The sequence below is a fragment of the Nocardiopsis sp. SBT366 genome (genome assembly GCF_001083815.1).
Taxonomy (GTDB): domain Bacteria; phylum Actinomycetota; class Actinomycetes; order Streptosporangiales; family Streptosporangiaceae; genus Nocardiopsis; species Nocardiopsis prasina.
Genome location: NZ_LAVM01000006.1, coordinates 65,276 through 84,451 on the forward strand (window position 1 = coordinate 65,276; position 19,176 = coordinate 84,451).

The following is a 19,176-nucleotide window of genomic DNA, read 5'->3' on the forward strand; positions in this document are numbered from 1 at the left end:
ACGGGGCTGGCGGAGCCGCGACCCACCACCCCCGTTAGCCTGTGGCCCATGACACCAGGCAACGGCGCCCCCACCCTCACCATCCCGGCGGCCTTCAACGGCCCGGACGGCTCTGGCAACGGCGGCTACAGCGCGGGACTGCTCGCCGCGCGGCTGACCGCCCCGGGCGGCCCCGCCGTCCAGGTCACCCTGCGCACCCCGCCGCCCCTGGACCGGCCGCTCGCGGTGGAGGAGTCCCCTGAGGGCCTGCGCCTGGTCGACCCCGCGGCCGAGGACCGCGCCCGCCTCGTGGCCGAGGCCGTCACCGCAGACCCCCTCGACCCCGGGCTGATCCCCGGCGGACCTGTGGGCGTCACTGAGGCCGAGGAGGCCCGCGGACGCTACGCCGGGCTGGACGACCACCCCTTCCCGCGCTGCTACAGCTGCGGCCCCGAACACGCCGAGGGCGAGGGCCTGCGCCTGTTCGCGGGGCGGGTCCGCTCCGGCGAGGGCCCCGACGGGGTCGGCAACACCGTCGCCTGCACCTGGGAGGTCCGCCCGGAGGTGGACGGCGGCGACGGAACAGCCGCACTCGCCCAGGTCTGGGCCGCGCTCGACTGCCCCGGCGGCTGGTCCAGCGACATCTCCGGCCGCCCCATCGTCCTGGGCCGACTGACAGCCCAGGTCCTGACGGTCCCGCCGGTCGGCTCCACACAGGTGGTGATGGGCCACCTGGAGTCCGTGGACGGTCGCAAGGTCCACACCGGCAGTGCCCTGTACGACGGTGACGGCCGCGTGCTCGCCCTGGCACGCGCGACCTGGATCGCCATCCCGACCTGAGGGGCGCGTCCGCGCTCCGGTTCGCGGCGCCGCGCCCTCCAGTACGGTGAACGCTTGTGGCCTTCGAAAACACTCAGCAGACCGCGCCCGACGACGACACTCCCGCAGCGGCACCCCGGCGGGGACGGAGCGGGCGCGGCCGCGACCCCGAGCGGCGGCGGACCATCCTGGACGCCGCCGACAGGGTGATCCAGCGCGACGGCCCCGACGCCTCCATGCTCGCCATCGCCACCGAGGCGGGAATCAGCAAACCCATCCTCTACCGGCACTTCGGCGACAAGGGCGGCCTCTACCAGGCGCTGGCCCAGCGTCACGTGGACCCGCTTATCGAGGCCATCCGCTCCGAGCTGTACCAGCACGCCGACTTCGATGTGCGCGCGCGGGCCACCGTCGGCGCGTACCTGTCGATGATCTCGCAGAACCTCAACCTCTACCGGTTCCTCATGGACCGCGCCACCTCCGAGGACGTGCGCACCCGCAGCGACCTCGGACTGATGGTGCGCCGCCTGGGGGAGGAGCTCGCGGACCTGTTGCTCACCGAGGGCCGGATCAGGGATCGGCTGCGGGCCCAGATCGCCGCGCACGCCGTCGTGGGCATGGTCCAGGCGGCGGGGGAGTGGTGGCTCGAACACCCCGAGGTGAGCGAACAGGAGATCATCGACGACCTCACCGGCGCCGTGGTCGGTGCCATCCGGGGCAGCGGCACCTGACCCGGCGCCCCGGTCTGGGCCGCCCCGACGAGGCAGCGCCGCTCGGCCGCCCCGGTTCATAGCATTCGCCCCTCGTTCTACTTGTGGCCGATCATCGGCCGCGCCCCGCGCCGCCCGGATCAGGAACAGTCGCCGCACGGTCCCCTCGTGGTCCGGCCGTCTCGCGCCGTCCGGGCTACACCACGCGTCCCTTCATGGCCGGTCGGTCGCCCCGGGCCGCAACGCGGCCCCCGTTCCGCTCGTCGCTGATCGCTGGCCGCGCCCTGCGTCACCCGGGGCAAAGCTGTCGGCCGCACGGGTCTCCTCGTGGCCGGTCGGTTGTCTGGCGCCGCTCGGCCCGGAGCCGTTCGTCCCCACCCGGGGAGCCTCGTGGGCGGTTGGTCATCTCGCGCCGATCGGGCCGGGTCCCTTCGGTCCCGCGCGTCCTACGTGGCGGTCGGTTGCCGCCCCTCCCCGGAGCCGTTCGATCCCACCCGGCGCCCTCGTGGTCGGTCGGCTGACTCGCGCAGCTACCGTTCACCCTCGTCCCTTCATCCCCACCCGTCCCTTTGCTCCCCTCTCCCGAGACGAACTTTCCACCGGTACTTGACCTGGAGCGCACTCCAGGTCCCATGCTTGCGGCATGAAGGACTACTACACCCCCGGTGAGGTCGCCGAGCGCTTCGGTCTCACCCTCGACACCCTGCGCTACTACGAGAGGGCGGGCCTGCTCCGGAGGGTCGAGCGCGCCCCCAGCGGCCACCGCCGCTACCGCACCGACGACGTCGACCTGCTCCACCTCGTCCGGTGCCTGCGCGACACCGACATGCCCATCGCCCGGTTGCGCGACTTCGCGGAGCTGGTCCGCGACGGCGACCACACCATCCCCGAGCGCCTGGACGTGCTGCAGAGCCACCAGCGCGAACTGGACGCCCGCATCGCAGAGCTGTGCCAACGCCAGATCACGATCCAGCACAAGATCGACTACTACGCGGGGGTGCTCGCCGACGATGCCTCGGAAGCGGTCTCCGTGACCGGGGAGAGCGCCTGATGCGACACACCACGATCAACGGCCGCACCGTCAGCGCCCTGTGCCTGGGGGCGATGCAGTTCGGCAGCACCACGGACGCCGCCACCTCCGCCGCCATCCTCGACCGCTTCGTCGAGGCCGGGGGCACCTTCGTCGACACCGCCGACTGCTACCAGTTCTGGATCGAGGGAGGCCAGGGACACGAGAGCGAGACCTTCCTCGGCCGTTGGCGGCGCGAGCGCGGCGTGACCGACGAGGTCGTGATCGCCACCAAGATCGGCGCACAGCCGACCGTGCCCGGCGCCGGCCTGGAGGCGGCGGAGGGGCTCTCGGCCGAAGCCGTGGCGACGGCCGCCGAGCGCAGCCGCGAACGCCTGGGGGTCGACACCCTCGACCTCCTGTACGCCCACAGGGAGGACCCCGACACCCCGGTCGAGGAGACCATGGAGGCCTTCGCCCGGCTCGTCGCCGAGGGGACGGTCGGGGAACTCGGGCTCAGCAACCACCGCACCTGGCGGCTGGAGCGGGCCCGTTCCGCGGCGCAGGCCCACGGGTGGCCGCGCCCGCGGGTGCTCCAGTACCGCTACAGCTACCTCCAGCCCCGTGGCGACGTACCCCTGGAGTCCGCGGGTCACATGCACGCCACCCCCGAACTGTTCGACTTCGTCCGCGCCGAGGCGGCCCAGGGGCGCGAACACGTCCTGGTGGCGTACACGTCGCTGTTGAACGGCGCCTACACCCGTCCCGACCGGCCCCTGGAGTACGCCTACGACCACCCCGGCGCCGCCGCCCGCCTTGCCGTCCTGGACGACGTGGCCAAGGAGACCGGAGCGACCCGCAACCAGGTGGTGCTCTCCTGGCTCGCGGGCCACGATCCGGGCGTCATTCCGTTGGTCGGTGTCAGCAGCGTCGCCCAGTTGGACGAGGCGTTGGAGGCCATGGACCTGACCCTCACTTCCGATCAGCACTCCCGGCTCGCCGCCGCACGCTGATTCGGACCCGACATAGCTCGCACATGTCCCTATAACTCCGCTTTCGCGGTTTCCTGACGCTTCCGGCGGATACCTTCCCTAGGTAGGCGTGCGGCGGATCCGCGCGCACCGCGGACCCGCGAACCAAGGGGGAGGGGCCAGTTGCCCGAGAGCACGACGGCGTTGGAAGCGGACTCCGGTGCCTATCACCAGATCCACTTCGCCTGGGCCGAACCCACCCTCCTCGGTCGCGTCGGCCCCGGACCGGCGGCCACCTCCCTCCCCGACCGGGACCAGCCGGTACTGCGCTCCTGGCGCGACCGCCTGATCCCCGCCCTCACCGCCGACTACCGTTCCGCGCTGCCCGGCACCGACCCGGCGGCCTACCCGGAGACCCTCTGGGCCCACCACTACCCCGACGGCCAGAGCGCCCTCGTCTACCGGTGGCCCGGCGACGTCCGCGAGGCGCACGCCTGGGCGATCGTCGGGCCCACCCGGGGGCTCACCTTCCCCCGTGTGCTCTCCCTGCACGAGAACCCCAACACCCGGCCCGCCGCGAGCAGGCCACCGACACCGGGCTGGGCGACCATGCGCAGCCTGTCCGCCCCGGCTCCCTGGGAGCGCACCGCAGCGCCGGGTGCCCTGCGTACCCGGGACCGGCGCGCCGCCGAGACCCAGATCGACGGCGAACCCATCCTCGTCGGGGCCGTCGCCCACGCGCTCGCGCACCCCGACCGCCCCGTCCACCTGGCTCTGGACCCCGACCGGGCCGATCTGTGGCAGGCCGTCCAGCTGCGCTTCCTGTGGGGCATGCACCGCACCCTGCACGACGTCCTCACTCCGCGCGCCGCCCTGCCCGCCGCCGGCTGGAGCTGGTCCTTCTCCACCTACGACCCGGTCCTGGGCGCGGAGGACGGCCCGCACCTGGCCTTCGCCCCACCCCCCGCGACCCACTCCACGGGGTCGCCCCACCTCTCACCGGTCCCGAGCGACCACCTGCGGATCGCCGAGGGCCTGGTCACCGTCCTGAGGGAGGAGGGCGGCGACGCGCTCGCCGACCACCTCAGGGAGCGCGGGATTCCCGAGGCCACCACCTTCGGCGAACGCCGCGACCTGCTCCGCGACTGGCTGGACCCGGCTCCCCGCCCCGATCCGCAGGAGGAGCCCGACGAGCCCCAGACGCTGGAGCAGGTCCCCGAGAGCGGGGTGGCCGCCGAGGAGGACACCGCGGCCAACCCCGCCTTCGGCACCTATGGCGAGCCATGGCCGTTGACTGAGACGGCACCCTCTCCGCGCTGGCCGCTGACCGGGGTCGAGTCCTCCCCGGAGCGCCCGCCGCTGACCGAGGTCGAACCCGCCCCGCGGCCCACACCGCTGCCGGAGGTCGACTCCTCCCCGGTGCGCTCCCAACTGACCGACGTCGATCCCTCCTCGGAGCGCTCGCCGCTGACCGAGCTCCGACAGGGCCCGACGCCTTCGAGGCTGACCGAGGGCGAACCCTCCCGAAGGCCCTCGCCACTGGTTGGAGCCGATTCCGCCCCCGACCCGGCGTCCGACCCCGAGAGCGACCTCGAGGAGGCCCCCGACCCCTTCGCCGACGACGACTCGGACACCGCCGAGCAGGAGACCTGGGCCGGACGCCTCGATGGTTCCACCGGAAGGCGGGGGCACACCTTCCTGGGAGTGGCGCGGCGCCAGCTCCCGCAGGAACCGGAACACGACCCCCTCTCGATCTTCGGCCGACAACCGCGCCTGGGAGAACCCGACACTGACACGGCCCGGCCCACCGAGCTGGAGGCCGCATCCGGCGACACGCGGCTCTCACCCGGGGCGGGTTTCTGGGACGAGGCGCCGCACACGACGGAGCCCGCCCCCGAGACCCCGGGGGCCGATCCCGAGCCCTGGACCATCTCCGCCTCCACGAGCGCCCCCGGACCCGTCCGGGTCGACCGGCCCGAACCACGCTCCCCCGAGGACGCCCCGCCCCTCGCCCTTCCCGAACCCGTCGACTACGCGGCCGAGACCGTGCCCGAGCCGGACGAGGATTTCGACGACCCTGACGACAACTGGCCCACCCAGTACGCGGACCTGCCCCTCTCCCGCCTGGAGCGGTGGCACTCCAAACGCGGCCCCGAGGGGGCGCACACCGACGTCGTCGACGCCCGCGCCGCGGTCCGGGCCGAACGCGCGGAACTCCAACGCGTCCGCGACGAGCGCGACCACTACCACACCGAGGTCCAGGAGCTCCGCAGGGAGATCGCCCGCCTGGACCAGTCATGGATCGACGCGCAACCCTTCTCCGAGACCCCCGAACGGAACCGGCGCTGGCCCCTGATCCTGCTCGTCCTGGGTCTGGCCGTGGCCGCCCTCGTCATCGGTCTGGAGGTCGGCTCCAGCACAGGGACGGGTCTCCTGGGCCTCCTCCCGTTCTGACCGCCCCGTGTGACGGGCAGCACCCACCCCACACGTCCTAACCTGGGAGGATGACCGACATTTCCCCGGCCCCCACGGCGGTCCCGCAGCCGTTGTGGGACGCGATCCGCGAGCTCGACCTGCCCAAGCGACACCTCAAGGACCTGACGGCCTTCCCCGACGAGGCCGGTGAGATCCTCCTCGAGGCCGTGGACGTCCTGCGTGAGCGGGACGAACACGCGGCTCGGACGCTCGCCGATGCCCTGCGCGAGCACGCGCCGAAGACCGGGCACCGCCAGTTCGCGACCAACCAGATCGTCACGATGCTGCGCGCCGAGGGCCGGACCGACGAGGCCGACGCCCTGCTCAAGGAGCTCATGGACCCCGGCCTGGATCGCGGCGTGGCCGTGCTCCTCGCCGAGGACCTGGCGACGCGGGGCGACTACGACAAGGCCCTGCACTGCTACAACGTCGTCTGCCGGGGGATGCTCGCCCAGCCCCCGGAGACCGTCGCCGAACTCAACCGACTCGGCCTGCTGCCCCTGCTCGGCCGCGCCCGCATGCGCGAGGCGCTCGGCATGGCCCCGGACGCCCACGACCTGGCGACCCGCTCCACCGACGCCTACCTGCCCCCTCTGGAGAACGACCTCCGAGGCGCTCCGAGCGGGCACCTCCCCACGGACGAACGCCCCGCCCCGTCGCCCGGGCGCAACGAACCGTGCTCCTGCGGGTCCGGGCGCAAGTTCAAGAAGTGCTGCGGTTCGCCCCTGGCCCGCTGACCAGTCACGAACCAGTGAGAACCGGACACCCCTTCCGGGAGTCACATCCCGCATCAGTGCGCGCTCGGCGCACCGGGAGAAGAGGTGTCGGTTTCGTGTTCGGAATCCTGCGGCCCTGTCGTCACAGTCTGTCCGAGGACCTCGCACGGGAGTGGATGTCCCACATGTGCGGGCTGTGCCTCGCCCTTCGGGACGACCACGGCCAGGCCTCCAGGGTCGCCACCAACTACGACGGCCTGGTCGTGTCGGTCCTGACCGCCGCGCAGTCCCGCGACCAGGCCGGAACCCGTGCGGCGGGACGCTGCCTCCTGCGCGGCATGCGCGGGGCCCACGTCGCCGACGGTTCCGGCGCCCACCTGGCCGCGGCGGTCTCCCTGATGCTCGCCTCAGCCAAGATCAGCGACCACATCGAGGACGGCGACGGCGCCTACGCCCGCCCCGGCGTGCGCGCCGTCGCCGGTCGCGTGGCGGCGCGCTGGCAGAACGGCGCCCAGCGGACCGGCAACGGACTCGGGTTCGAAGGCAGGGCCCTGGTCTCAGTGGTGGACCGCCAACGCGAGGCGGAACTCTCCGCCCGCGAGGGCACGGACGTCCTGACCGTCACCCGACCGACCGAGGAGGCCACCGGCGAGGCCTTCGCACACACGGCCGCCCTGGCGGGCATTCCCCGCAACGCCGCCCCGCTCCAGGAGGCGGGACGCCTCTTCGGCCGGGTGGCGCACCTGCTGGACGCGGTCGAGGACCGGGCGGAGGACCTGGCCAGCGGTGCCTGGAACCCGCTCACGGCCACCGGTACCCCGGTCAGCCGGGCGCGGGAACTCTGCGACGACGCCGTCCTGGGCGTCGACCTGGCCCTCCGGGAGGCCGTGTTCACCGACGACCGCCTGGTCCGCGTGCTCTTGGTCCAGGAGCTCCACCGCGCCGTCGAGCGCACCTTCGCCCACGGCGGCCATCCCGGCCACGGTCACCACCCCGGCCACGGTCACCACCCCGGCCACGGTCACCACCCGGGTCACGGCGGCCACGTTGATTACCCCGGCGACGGCGGACACCCCCACGACGCCGGACACGGGGATCACTCCGGTCACGGCGGAAAGGGATCGAAGCACTCCGGAAAGGGCGGATGCTGCGGCGCCTGCTCCTGCGGCACCCCCGAACTCCAGGAGCCGCCGCGCGGCCGGGGCCTGCTCACCGGCTGCGCCGCGGCCCTGTTCATGTGCTGCACCTGCCAGTACTGCTGCCGCGACCCCCACCCCGGCCCGTGGTCGGGCGAACCCCAGGATTCCTGGTGCGACGCCTGCACGTGCGTGGCTGACACCTGCTCCACCTGCTGCGACGCGTGCAGCTGCTGTGGCAACTGCTCCTGCTGTGAGAACTGCGACTGCTGCAGTTGCGACTGACCGCGCCCGGGACGGTCTCACGGAGCCCGTCCCGGTGTCCGTCAGCGGTCGCAGCTCCGGCACCGGCGGGTGGCAGAACGCTTGACGTTGCCTCCGGTGGCCTGCAGAGGGGAGGTCTCACTGATCCGCTGCCACAGCCGGGGGTCCGGGTAGTTGATCCAGCCCCACAACGGGGCCCGGACGTCCGACTCGGACTGGTGGGTGCAGCCCAGCCGGTGGGCCACACCCCGCAGGGAGATGAGGATGGCGTCATTGGAGGGGTACGGCTTCACGGTGGAGAACGGAGTCCCCGTCCCACAGCTACCGATGTAGTCCCGGGGCAGCGCACAGGCGCACCCCTCACCGATGGGGAGTTCACAGAAATCGCAGCGCTTCATTCTCTAACAGTGCACCCGCATGGTGACGTTCAGGCAACTTTCGGTGCTCAACGCGCCACCAAATAAAAGAACCTGCCCCCGGGCCCGCTCCAGGCCCCGCCACGCGCGAGCCCGATGGCCCGGTTGGCCACTCGAAGTCTCGTCCTCCTTGACCCTAGGTAGACGGAGTTCACCCGGTGCGCCCCTGGCCGGTCACGCCCTCCTACTTGGGTCTGTAGTGGTCGGCTCTGGCCGAAGTCGGCCAATCTGGGGACCCCGTGCCCCTCGCGGGTGAGAATCCCGAGTGCCTGTCAAAGAGAAGAAGAGGACTGCCCCCATGCCAAGGCACGGTTTCGGAGAACTCGTCAGCGACGAACTGTGGAGCCGGCTCGTATCCTCGGCCCCACACCGCCCCTTCGAAGCCGGGCAGGCGCTGATCAACCAGGGCGACATCGGCCAGGGGGTCCACCTCATCCTCTCCGGGCGGGCGCGTGTCGAGTCGGTGTACGCCGACGGAACTTCAGCACCACTGGCCTTCCGCACTCACGGTGAGATCCTCGGGGAGTCGGTGCTCGCGGGCGGAGGCCGGACCCGCAACGCCACCGTGACGGCCCTGTGCGGCGGCAGCACGGCCTATCTTCCCGCCGAGCGTTTCCAAAACAGGTTGAGGGAACTCAACCTCGTGGACGCGCTGTGGGAGAGCGTCTTCAAACGCCAGGACGAGAGCGACCAGATCCGTGTCCAGCTGGCCCGGCTGCCCGCCGAACGGCGGCTTCCCGCGGCCCTGGTGCACCTGGCCGCGATGCTCGGCGAACCGACCCCGCCCCCGCTCACCGACGGCCCCGACCGCCCCGGAGAGGGACGCCTCCTCCATATCCCTCTGCCCCAGCAGGAGGTCGGGGGGTTCGCCGGGCTCTCCCGGACCTCTGTGCACAACGCCTACACCCAGCTCAAGGAGCTCGGGTTGATCCGCACCGGTCGGCAGTACGTGGTCGTGGTCGACCTTGCCCGGCTCGAGACCCTGGCCCTGGGGAGCCGCCGCGCCTGAGTGTTGTGTGTCACTGGTTTCCCGTTGTGTTCAGAAGTGAACAGAGCACTGCTGTTACCCACGGAAGGCTGTCCGCAGTCGGATGACAGTCGAAACGCCTCCCGAGGAGAACCGGCATGGAACTGGACCTGCCCGAACACGGCAAGAGCTCGCCCCTTCCGCCCTACCGAGCCGTCTTGGCCGTCGACATGGAGAACTTCAGCCGCACTTCCGGTCGCAACCAGCAGGTGATCGGCGCGTTGATCCCGGGCCTGCTGGAGGGCGCCCTTCACCGCTCCGATCTGGCGCAAGTGTGGGAGAACAAGAGGTTCCCCCGTCACGGTGGCGACGGTTACGTATTCGGCACCGACCCAAAGCACCTGCCCTTCCTCATCAGCCCCCTCCTCGAGAATCTGCAGAAGGAACTGGAAAGCATCCAGCCTCTCCTGGCCAACCTCGACCGCGAACTCCGCATGCGCATCCGTGTGAGCATCGACGTCGGACCCCTGCCCGACCTCGGTGAAGACGACCCCGTCAATGCCATGGGCGAGGCGATGATCAGTACTCACCGCCTGTTGGACTCCGAACCGGTCCGCACGGAACTCATGCGCACCGATCCTGACACCACCCTGGTCGCTGGCATCGTCTCCCGCCGGGTGTACGAGGACGTCGTCCTCGGCGGCTTCACCCCCGTCAACCCCTCTCGCTGGCGCCAGGTGAACGCCACCGTCGGGAGTAAGAGCTTCCAGGCCGAGGGATACCTGTTCGTCCCCACCCCCTCCTGGGGACCCAACACCGTCAACGGGGGAGAGGGGCGGCCCGACAACCCCCAACTCTTGGAGGCGCAAGGAGCCGTCCCGAACCGGACGGACGCTGACACCTCCCGAGTGGACAACTCCATTGGGATCAACAGCGGACAGGTGGTCCAGGGAGGAACGATTCACGGCGGGGTCAACTTCGGGGTGACCTCGAATGACGGGTGAGCCGGGTCGGGAGAAGGGCACTCCACGGCAACCCGAGAACGGGGGTGCCCCTGGCTCGGGAGACGTCCGCGGCGGTCCGCCCGGAGGTCGGGAGAGTTCAGACGTACGGGATCCGCAGGTAGGCGCGGAGAACTCGTCTCCAGGAGATCCACCCGAACCACAGGAGCGAAGCGGGAGGAGGCGCCGCCCGTCACCCTGGGGGAACGACGTCGGCAGGAACCACGGCCAAGTGGTCGCCGCGGGCCGGATCGAAGGCGGGGTTCACTACCACGAACACATTGGTGCGGGTATCACGCGACGGCTGCGACAGACCGCCACCGTCGGTGAGGACCGGATCAAGGAGGTCCGGAACACCTTCTGCACGAACGACCCGGAGGGATACGCGACCTTCCAGGACGAACTCAGGGCCGACGGTGTGGGAGTCATACTCGGGAGGCCGGGAAGCGGACGCGTCTTCACCGCGGTACACGCCCTGGCCTCGGTACGGCTCGGGGTCTCGATCGAGGAACTCACCGTCGACCCCAAGGAGGACGACGCCGGTGTCCGCCTCATCAACGTCGACTCCGAGGACTCCAGACTCCTCGATCTGACCCAGCTGCCTTTTCCCTCGCACACGCAGCAGGTGGCCCTGCGCGGTCTCGTGGCGGACGTACGGAGAGCGGGTGCGTCGCTGGTGTTCGTCGCGGAACCGGAGTCCGTGGAATTCCTGGTCGACCTCCGGGCTCAGTGGCGGATCGACGCTCCCGCGCGTGCCGTGGACGTTTTCCGGCGAGCCATGAGCCGAGCTTGCGGCGATGACGCCGCGCGTGTCTGGCTGAAGGACGAAGGGGTACGCGACGCCCTGGAAGGTGCCGAGCCGTCGAGGGCGATCTCGCTGGCCCGTGAGGCGCGTCGGCGCCGTGACTCCTTCTCTGGACAGGCCGAGTGGATCGAGCGCGTTCTTCGGGACCACGTCGAGAACTCCGACGATCTCGCGGGATGGTTCAGGAACCATGACCTGGACACCGAGTTCCAGCGCGTCCTCCTCGCGACGGTCGCCCTTTTGGAGGGCGGACCACGGGCGGTCATTGTCCACCACTCCCGGGGACTGGCCCGGACCTGGCACGTGCCTCCGTTGTGGCGCACACCCATCTCGGGGGACGGGCTCACCTCCCACCTGTGGGAGATACGAGCACACGTCCGTGAGGGCGGGATCTACTTCAATCGTCCCCAAGCGGCGGACGAGGCACTCGACTACCTGTGGCGTGAACACCCCGAGACCCGCGATCTCCTCAAGGAGTGGGTCCCGGAGGCCGTGGCCTCGCTCGACAGCCGCTACCGGCTCGAAGCCGCCCGCCGCTGGCTGCGCCTGGCCCGGAGGCACAGGGACTTCTCCCCGGTGCGCATGCTCCTGGAGGAGTGGGGCGACACCGCGGCCCTCATGTGGGAGGCCATTCCCGCCGTCGCTGAAGCCGCGGTCTCGCCCGAGTTCGGCCCGCAGGTGCGCCTGGCCCTCTACAACGTAGCCCGGTCCCCGGGTGTGCGGTTGCGGGACCGGACCGTGCTCGAGGTCTGCCGCGTCTACGGTCGGGTCCAGCCCGCGACAGCACTCACACGTCTCCGTCACATCGCCGAGAAGGTACCGGCGTACTGGGACGGAAGGCTCTTCCAGGCCCTGGAGGACATCGCCACGGAGACGGAGAACACGGGGATCGTTTTGGAGTCCCTAGTCGAGTGGGTGGACGGGCCGAGGAAGGGGCGGGCGGCCGTGGTCGCGGGTTCGGCCCTCTGCCGTCTGCTGGCCCTGGGTGACGAGCCCGGGCCACGGGTGATCGAGGCCCTCCGCGCCCGTGAGCTGGCATGGGAAAGCGTGGTGTCCGCCTGGTGCGCGGCCGCCTCGTGCGAGACCGAGGTGGGCAGGGTCCTGTGGGTGTGGTTGGACGCTCTGTCCGACCGTAGGGACGCGAGCGACGTCGGTTTCGAGGTGCTGAGGGGTGCCGCCCGGGCGCACGAACCCTTCCGACGGAGCCTCGAGAGGTGGCTCAACCGTTGGCGCCACGCCCACCCGTACAAGGCGCCCGGAATCGAGGACCTGTGGCGGATCATGAACGAGGAGAGGCAGCGATGATCGGACGAGGACGCAGGCGCGACAAGGGCGGGCCCCCGGTGTGGACCGTGGCCTTCCGACCGCCGGACACGGAAGTGCGTTTCCAGGCCCGCATCCCGAGCGCCTGCGAGGGGATGGGGTTCGACGCCGCCTTCGAGATGACCATCGCGTGGAACGGGGCCGGGGCCGCGGCACAGGCCCGCGTCCGGGCGTTCTTGCAGCGCCAGGTGATCAGAATCGCGAAGCGGGTCAGCGGCGATTTCTCGCTCGGTGATCGGGGGAGCGCCGAGGCGGAGATCGCCTGTGCCCTGGCGGAGGAGAAGGGCATCCACGACGAACTGGTGAGGGAGGTCGCGGTTCTCGTGGCCCTGTCGGTCGACAGGGAGGACCTCGACCTCGAACGCGAACGCGAACGTGTGGGTCCCCGCCACGAGATCCAGAAGAAGGCCCACCTCGCTCGTATGGACCGGGTCAGGGAGTTGCAACGGGACGTGCTCAGTGACCCGCAGGTGGCCCGCGTGTGGTGGTACGAGCAGAACCCCGACCTGCTGCACGACATCGAGAACGCGGGGGCCGCCCTCGACCTGATGAGTTCTCCCGGAGCGAAGGTCGAGGAAACCACCGAACACCGAGGCGACACCGGAGACCCGGTGCTCGACGCCTTCCTCGGCGGACTGGAGGAGTGGGAGGTGCCCCCCGTCCTGCAGCGCCTCACCACCATGCTGGAGGGGCTCGAACGCGGTGACCTCGCTGACCAGTTGCGCCAGAAGTGGCTGAACAACTGAGGCGGCCTCCCGGGCAGCCCTCGATGAGCGCTTGACCGGCTGAGGGCCCCGGCTTCATGTCAGTCGCTTTTGAACACCTCTCTCGTGTGCCAGGCGAGGGCGTCCTGATGGGGGCGGTCGGCCTTCCTCTGAGGAACGGAGACGGCCGCCCCCTCCAGGCCGGTGTACTCGTCTGCGGCGGGGGAGTGCCTGTGGAGGCTGGGACTCACCTGAACGGTCAGCTTCGGGGTGATGGTCAGGTAGCCCGCGTCGAAGAGCTTGTGCACGTCCGCGCGCAGGAGCAGTCCGTTGTCGAGCCGGTGCAGGCCGCCGTCGGCGACCGGGTGGATGTGCGCCGCCTCCAGGGTCGGCTGGATGGCGCGCCCCGTCACAGCGCACCGCCCCCGGTAGGCGTCGAGGAGCGCGAGCTTGAAGGCCTCGCTGGTCCGCTGCATCATGCTGCGCGAACTGGTGCTCTTCGGCGTGGAGGGCTCTGGTCGCTGTTGGGCCGGGGCTCCTCCGGGCTCCGCACTCGTTAGAGACGAACGTACGCGGTCCCGCTCGATCATGTGAAGCGGTGAATCCGAAACCGATCGCGCAGACGGGCTGTTCTCGCCTAAAGGAGACGGATCCGTGGCTCCTGCCAACGGTTTGCTTCCAGACGGGTCCCCGCTGCGCCAGGAGGGCTAGCTCACGGCGCATGACCACGACACAGATCGAGCAGAGCACGGAGCCCGTGACGACGCGCATCGTCGACTACTACGACGGGCGGAAACGGGCGTGGGTGAAGGAGGCCGTGCGCCTGCTGCACGCGGATGCCACGCGCTCGGCGGACACGCACGTGTTCCGCTTCCCCCTCCCCACAGAGTGGGGCATCGACCTCTACGTCAAGGACGAGTCGGTGCACCCCTCCGGGAGCCTCAAACACCGCATGGCGCGTGCGCTGTACCTGCACTCCCTGTGCACCGGCTGGATCGAGGCCGACACGCACGTGTTCGAGGCCTCCAGCGGTTCCACGGCGGTCTCCGAGGCCTATTTCGCCCAGCTTCTGGGGCTGAAGTTCACGGCCGTGGTGCCCAAGAACACCAGCGTGGAGAAGGTGGAGCTCATCAAGGCCTACGGGGGCGAGGTGAAGAACCCCGGACCCGACGGCGACATCGAGAAGGAAGCCGCGCGGCTGGCCAAGGAGACCCCGAAGGGGCACTTCATGGACCAGTTCACCTACGCGGAGCGCGCCTACGACCACCGGGACGACCACAACGTCGCGGCGACCGTCTTCCAGCAGATCTCCGAGGAGCGCCACCCCGACCCCAAGTGGTTCGTGGTGGGAGCGGGCACCGGGCGGCACCGGTGCGACCATCGGCCGACACATCCGCTTCAGTCGTCGCGACGCCCGCGTGTGCGTCGTGGACCCGCAGAACTCCGCGTTCTTCCCCAACTGGGTGGCCAACCAGGGCCACCCCAAGAGCCAGTGGCCGCAGGACCCCTCGACGTGGATCAAGGGGAGCCCCTCACACATCGAGGGGATCGGGCGCCCGACGGTCGAGCCCTCGTTCCTGCCCGCCGTCGTCGACCGGATGATCTCGGTGCCCGACGCCGCCTCGATCGCCGCCATGCGCCTGCTTCTGTCACGCCTGCGTCACCGTGCGGGTCCCTCCACCGGGACCAACCTGTGGGGTGCGTCGCGGATCGTCGCGGAGATGCTCTCCGACGGTGAGCAGGGCAGCGTGGTCATGCTCATGTGCGACCAGGGCGAGCGGTACATGAAGAGCTACTACGACGACACATGGGTCGAGCAGACGCTCAAGTTGGACCTCGTGCCCTACACGAAGGCGCTGGAGGACTTCCTCGCGACCGGCCGCTGGAGCGAGCCGGTGGTCGCCGCCGTGCCCGCCGCGAGGGATGCCTGAGCCGAGGTTCCGTGCGCAAGGCGCCACGCGCACGGCGGGCGGGCCCGCGCGGTATCGCGGGGCCCGCCCGGCCATGTGCACGGTGCGGGCGTGGTGACCAGGGATCGTCCACCGGCCGTCACCTGTTCTTCCGCCGTGGATTCATGAAAGTGACCGCCTCCCGGATACCGGGCGTGACTTAGTTTCGGAGACTGTGGGGGCTATTGCCGGGGCCCGGCAAGGATCTGAAACCGCTCGGACCAAGTGGTCGGGAAGACCTCGTGAAGCGTTGCGGGGTTGAGCCTCGTCCTGGCTGTGATCCATCGACTGCTGCTGTCTGGCGCGAGTCGAGTGCGAATCCCGCCCATGCCGCATTGCCGCTTCCGGTCAGTGGAGCCGAGAGTCCCTGCCGAACGACGTATCCGGCTGGGAAACCTCCGCGGCGGAGCGTCAGCGGGTCGTGGCTGAGCGGCCCCTGACAGGGAATAGGGATCGCACGCGTGGAGCCGACCGAGCTTGTGGCCAGGGTCGACTTCGATGTGGACGTCACGGAGGAAGAGGCGGAACAGCACACTCGGGACCTGGTACTCCTGCTGGAGGACCTGGGCGTCGACGAGGTGGGTGTGACGGAAGGTGAACCCGAGGCGAGGACCAGGCTGACCCCGCGCTGCTCGTGGGGGCTGTGTTGCTGGCGGGGGCGTTCCTCAAGCCCGTGCTCACCGGACTGGTGGACGCTGCTGGGGAAGTGGATCGAACAGAGAGGTCAGCGGTCGGTGAAGTGCAGCTCGGCGACGCCAAGGTCACTGTGGAGGGTCGCGTGGGTATGGCGGAAGTCGAGGCCTACATGCGGGCGCTGAACGAGGGAGCGAAGCCCCATGGGACCGCTGAGGACGGTGACTGATGCGCCGGACGGCGATCCTCACAGGGTGCCAACGGCCACGATCACCAGGCCCACTCGACTCACCGCACGCCGACATCTACACCATCGAACGAGTCCTCAAAGCGAACGGGTACTACGTCCGGGTGAAGCCACTGTTGGAACCCGGCCGCAACGAGGCCCCGGAGGCCCTGGAGGCGGCGCTGTCGGAGGGCAAGCCCGACGACCTCCAGCCCGTTTCGTTCTCAGGGCACGGGGTCAAGACAAGTGGGGGCGGCTGCGCCTGGTCCTCCGGGACACGCGCCGGAGGCTCCTGGAGACGACCGTGCTGCCGCGGACGTCCTCAAACGGCTGTTGGAGGACTCCCGGATGTCAGCCAGGTGCTGTTGCTGAACTGCTGCCATGGAGGGGCCTTCGCGGACAGCTTCGTGACCCGGTCCGACGGTGGCGGGGAGGCTGAACCTCTTCATCTGGAGCGTGAGCTCAGCGTGGTGCGGGGACCTACGCGATCGCGACCTCGTGCGCTTTCGAGCTGGTTCGAGAGGGCGACAACAGCGCGGGCGCGCGTCCGTCTCCGTTCAGTGCCTCTGTGGTGCGCGGGCTGGCGAGGGCGGCTACCGGCTCCAACGGCGACGGGTGGATCGACGCGGTCGACCTCTACCAGCACATCCACCGCGAGGCCGACCACGTCGAGGGTCAACGCGTCACCGTCTCGTCGCTAGGTGTGCGAAGTTCACTGGTGCTGGTCCGGCACACGGGGGCGGCGACCGCTGCTGATTTGCCGAAGGCCCGGGCCGGAACCAGGGAAGCGGGGAGTACTGGGGAGGAAGGCACGGAGGCTCCCACAAGGGAGGCGGGCCACTGCGGGCACCGTGCGGGCGGTGTCTGGGGCCGGGGATCCTCCTTCGAATACTTGCGCGACTGCCTGATGAAGCAGAGCGTGCTCCAGCACTGCCGGACGCGAGCGGGTGGGACGCCGCTGCCTGCGAAATGGAGAAGTGCTCCTGCGCAGAGCGGAGGATCGGTGGAGACTGACCGGGAGGGCGGAAGGTTTCGCGCGGGAAGCGGTCGACGAGGGCCGCCCCCTGCGCTACGGCTATCCGGCGGTGCTCTTCGATCCGGAGCGGTCCGAGCGCAGCCGTGGCCGCAGCCAAACTCGCCCGGTGTTCGTGATGGATGAGGACGGGCTTGCCGAACCCGAGACGGTGGCGGGCGAGCTCATCGGCGGTTGAGCCGGGCCGAGCTCCTGGAATGTCTCGGCCCCCCGCTCTCAACGGGCGAGGGCGGCGATGTCAGGGCTGTTCGGGGTCGCGGTTCCAGTAGTGGCCGCAGACCCCGCCCGCCTCCTCGGAGAACGTGGTGGTGAGGTCGGGGTCCCAGCCCTGCTCCAGGAGCCAGGCGCGGACGTCGTCGCGTTCCTCGCGGACGCGCCGGTAGGCGTCCCGAACCCCCGAATACCGGTCCCCGCGTTCGGGGCGTTCGCGCCGGAGGTCGCGGCGGGCCTTGGTGATCCTGCGCCCGTAGTACTCCTCGATCACCGCGGCGGCGTTGAGGTGGCTGAGGAAACCCCGTTCCTGCCAGTCGGACAGGTCCCGGGCGCGCAGGAGCTCCACCTCCCTGCCGGTGCCGCCTGGATCGCCGCCCGAGGCGCGCGCGGCGCGAGCCGCGCCCTGGGTGTTCTCCAGGCGGCCGGTGAGGAACTCCTCGATGGCGGCCAGTGCCGTGGATTGCGTGGCCTGTCCGTCCGACGCCATGGTCGCCTCCGGTCTCGGTCCTGTTCGGTGCGGGTGTGTGACTGCTTGTCACCCACGCCCAGGTTCGCACGGCGGCGGAGACGAGCGGTACGCGGCGGCGGGCCACGGAGTCGGACGGCCGGTGGTCAACTCCCCGTGTTGAGCGACCAGATGGAGAAGTTGAGTGCGGTCGCGAACGCCACCCAGGCCCAGTAGGGCACCAGCAGGGCCGCGGCCCAACGGGACACGCGGGCGAACAGGAGGATGGTCACCGCCAGGGCCGCCAACAGCAGCACGATGTCGACCAGGGCGGTTCCCCGGAGTCCGGCGGTGAAGAACAGCGGCGACCACGCCGCGTTCAGGAGCAACTGGACGGCGAACAGGGACAGTTCCGTGCGGGCTCCCTGCCAGCCTCGCTGGCGCCAGACCAGCCAGCCGGACACGGCGATCATCGCGTACAGCACCGTCCACACCGGGCCGAACAGCCAGGACGGTGGTGCCCACGACGGTTGCTGGAGAGCCGCGTAGTCCCCGGCGGTTCCGGGATTGGAGAGCACACCGACCAGCGCGGCCGCGGTCACGGCGGCGGCGAACACCAGGGCCGCGAGGAGTGCGGACGTGGTCGACGGGGTGAATCTGGGCGTGGCGGTGGTCATGGATTCCCTTCGAGCGCAGGAGCGCTGGCTTGTGGTCGGCTGGCGCCCTGAGTGGCGGCGCCGACACCGTCGGCTGATTACTCGTATACCGAGTAACTCGTTTTCCAAACATTTATGTGTCAGAGAGTACACGTCCCGGAGCGCAGCGTCCCGCCTCTGTGCCTCCCACTCCCAAGGCGGAGTCGGCCACATACTGTCCCCATGGGCGATGCGGCCGTCGAGGGAGAGCCTGCGGGAGCGGGACTCCACCGCTGGTCGGAGCGTGGGCGGAGCCCTCCTGCGCGCGTTCCCCCGAGTGATGGGTGCGATCACCGTCGGGTACGCCCTTCTCGTCCTTGTCAGCCCCGAAGTGATGACCGATGCGATCGGCCTGTCCCACGGGGCGCCGACCCGGACCTGGCCCTGCTCACCCGCACCATGCTCCTGCGTGACCTGGCCTGTGGCCTCGCGATGGTGTTCGCGCCCGCGGGGTGGCCCCTGCTCACGGCGATCGCCATCCGGGTGGCCTCCGATCTCGGGGACGCCCTCATCATGGGCGCCGGCCTGCCCACCGACGCCGACCGCTGCGCCGCGTTGGTGGTCGCGGGCGGGTTCGGCGTGCTGTGCGCGCTGAGCGCCTTCGGAGCGCGTCGCCCGCAGCGGTCCGGTCGCAAGGCCATGTGAGCGCGTCCCAACACGACCCACGACATCGAAGGAAACGGGTGC

At 70.4% G+C, this 19,176-nt stretch carries 19 protein-coding genes and 1 pseudogene; 16 read left to right on the forward strand and 4 right to left on the reverse strand.

The window, feature by feature from the left end:
* Positions 1–48 precede the first annotated feature (48 nt).
* The 7 genes from ADX84_RS02975 (at position 49) to ADX84_RS03005 (ending at position 8,100) form a co-directional block, all read left to right on the forward strand.
* Positions 49–819: a hypothetical protein gene (locus ADX84_RS02975; RefSeq protein ID WP_049567048.1), complete on the forward strand. Its 771-nt coding sequence runs from the start codon at positions 49–51 to the stop codon at positions 817–819.
* A gap of 56 nt (positions 820–875) precedes the next feature.
* Entirely contained in the window at positions 876–1,529 is a 654-nt protein-coding gene (locus tag ADX84_RS02980; RefSeq protein WP_017544755.1) for a TetR/AcrR family transcriptional regulator, read from the forward strand.
* Between the two features lie 622 nt (positions 1,530–2,151).
* The gene (locus ADX84_RS02985) at positions 2,152–2,559 is read left to right on the forward strand and encodes a MerR family transcriptional regulator (RefSeq protein WP_049567051.1); all 408 of its coding nucleotides are present in this window, start codon (positions 2,152–2,154) and stop codon (positions 2,557–2,559) included.
* A complete protein-coding gene (locus ADX84_RS02990; RefSeq protein ID WP_049567054.1) occupies positions 2,559–3,530 on the forward strand; it encodes an aldo/keto reductase in 972 nt (323 codons plus the stop codon). The genes ADX84_RS02985 and ADX84_RS02990 overlap by 1 nt, the downstream gene beginning before the upstream one ends.
* A gap of 141 nt (positions 3,531–3,671) precedes the next feature.
* Complete coding sequence (locus ADX84_RS26235) at positions 3,672–5,942, forward strand: hypothetical protein (RefSeq protein ID WP_049567058.1); 2,271 nt, start codon at positions 3,672–3,674, stop codon at positions 5,940–5,942.
* A 50-nt stretch (positions 5,943–5,992) separates the two neighbouring features.
* A complete protein-coding gene (locus ADX84_RS03000; protein ID WP_049567061.1) occupies positions 5,993–6,700 on the forward strand; it encodes an SEC-C metal-binding domain-containing protein in 708 nt (235 codons plus the stop codon).
* A gap of 95 nt (positions 6,701–6,795) precedes the next feature.
* Positions 6,796–8,100, forward strand: a complete 1,305-nt coding sequence (locus tag ADX84_RS03005; protein ID WP_049567064.1) for a DUF5685 family protein — start codon at positions 6,796–6,798, stop codon at positions 8,098–8,100.
* 41 nt (positions 8,101–8,141) lie between these two features.
* On the opposite strand, the gene ADX84_RS03010 is transcribed toward ADX84_RS03005, so the two are convergent.
* Positions 8,142–8,477: a hypothetical protein gene (locus ADX84_RS03010; RefSeq protein WP_049567067.1), complete on the reverse strand. Its 336-nt coding sequence runs from the start codon at positions 8,475–8,477 to the stop codon at positions 8,142–8,144.
* A 316-nt stretch (positions 8,478–8,793) separates the two neighbouring features.
* Here ADX84_RS03010 and ADX84_RS03015 point away from each other — a divergent pair, with 316 nt between their 5' ends.
* From ADX84_RS03015 to ADX84_RS03030, 4 genes are all read left to right on the forward strand, one after another.
* A complete protein-coding gene (locus tag ADX84_RS03015; RefSeq protein WP_049567070.1) occupies positions 8,794–9,504 on the forward strand; it encodes a Crp/Fnr family transcriptional regulator in 711 nt (236 codons plus the stop codon).
* Between the two features lie 116 nt (positions 9,505–9,620).
* Entirely contained in the window at positions 9,621–10,466 is an 846-nt protein-coding gene (locus ADX84_RS03020) for a hypothetical protein (protein ID WP_049567073.1), read from the forward strand.
* Between the two features lie 229 nt (positions 10,467–10,695).
* On the forward strand, positions 10,696–12,573 hold the full coding sequence (locus ADX84_RS03025; RefSeq protein WP_049567076.1) for a hypothetical protein: 1,878 nt from the start codon (positions 10,696–10,698) through the stop codon (positions 12,571–12,573).
* Entirely contained in the window at positions 12,570–13,337 is a 768-nt protein-coding gene (locus ADX84_RS03030) for a hypothetical protein (RefSeq protein WP_049567078.1), read from the forward strand. The genes ADX84_RS03025 and ADX84_RS03030 overlap by 4 nt, the downstream gene beginning before the upstream one ends.
* 59 nt (positions 13,338–13,396) lie before the next feature.
* Here ADX84_RS03030 and ADX84_RS03035 read toward each other — a convergent pair whose 3' ends face one another.
* Positions 13,397–13,774 carry an HNH endonuclease gene (locus tag ADX84_RS03035; RefSeq protein WP_053107237.1) on the reverse strand — a complete coding sequence of 126 codons (378 nt, stop codon included), beginning with the start codon at positions 13,772–13,774 and terminating at the stop codon, positions 13,397–13,399.
* Positions 13,775–14,016: 242 nt separating this feature from the next.
* Here ADX84_RS03035 and ADX84_RS03040 point away from each other — a divergent pair.
* The 4 genes and pseudogenes from ADX84_RS03040 (at position 14,017) to ADX84_RS26545 (ending at position 17,314) form a co-directional block, all read left to right on the forward strand.
* Positions 14,017–15,226: pseudogene (locus ADX84_RS03040) on the forward strand (PLP-dependent cysteine synthase family protein).
* Between the two features lie 691 nt (positions 15,227–15,917).
* Complete coding sequence (locus tag ADX84_RS03045; protein ID WP_156208016.1) at positions 15,918–16,106, forward strand: hypothetical protein; 189 nt, start codon at positions 15,918–15,920, stop codon at positions 16,104–16,106.
* Complete coding sequence (locus ADX84_RS26540) at positions 16,106–16,804, forward strand: caspase family protein (protein WP_234003823.1); 699 nt, start codon at positions 16,106–16,108, stop codon at positions 16,802–16,804. Before ADX84_RS03045 ends, ADX84_RS26540 begins: the two co-directional genes overlap by 1 nt.
* 276 nt (positions 16,805–17,080) lie before the next feature.
* Entirely contained in the window at positions 17,081–17,314 is a 234-nt protein-coding gene (locus ADX84_RS26545) for a hypothetical protein (protein WP_049567083.1), read from the forward strand.
* Between the two features lie 60 nt (positions 17,315–17,374).
* Here ADX84_RS26545 and ADX84_RS03055 read toward each other — a convergent pair whose 3' ends face one another.
* Together ADX84_RS03055 and ADX84_RS03060 are read right to left on the reverse strand one after the other, a co-directional pair.
* The gene (locus ADX84_RS03055; protein ID WP_049567085.1) at positions 17,375–17,836 is read right to left on the reverse strand and encodes a hypothetical protein; all 462 of its coding nucleotides are present in this window, start codon (positions 17,834–17,836) and stop codon (positions 17,375–17,377) included.
* Between the two features lie 125 nt (positions 17,837–17,961).
* Positions 17,962–18,471, reverse strand: coding sequence for a TspO/MBR family protein (locus ADX84_RS03060; RefSeq protein ID WP_049567088.1), 510 nt, complete (start codon positions 18,469–18,471; stop codon positions 17,962–17,964).
* A 417-nt stretch (positions 18,472–18,888) separates the two neighbouring features.
* Between ADX84_RS03060 and ADX84_RS03065 the strand changes: the two genes are divergently transcribed.
* Entirely contained in the window at positions 18,889–19,134 is a 246-nt protein-coding gene (locus ADX84_RS03065) for a hypothetical protein (protein ID WP_053107239.1), read from the forward strand.
* Positions 19,135–19,176: the final 42 nt, after the last annotated feature.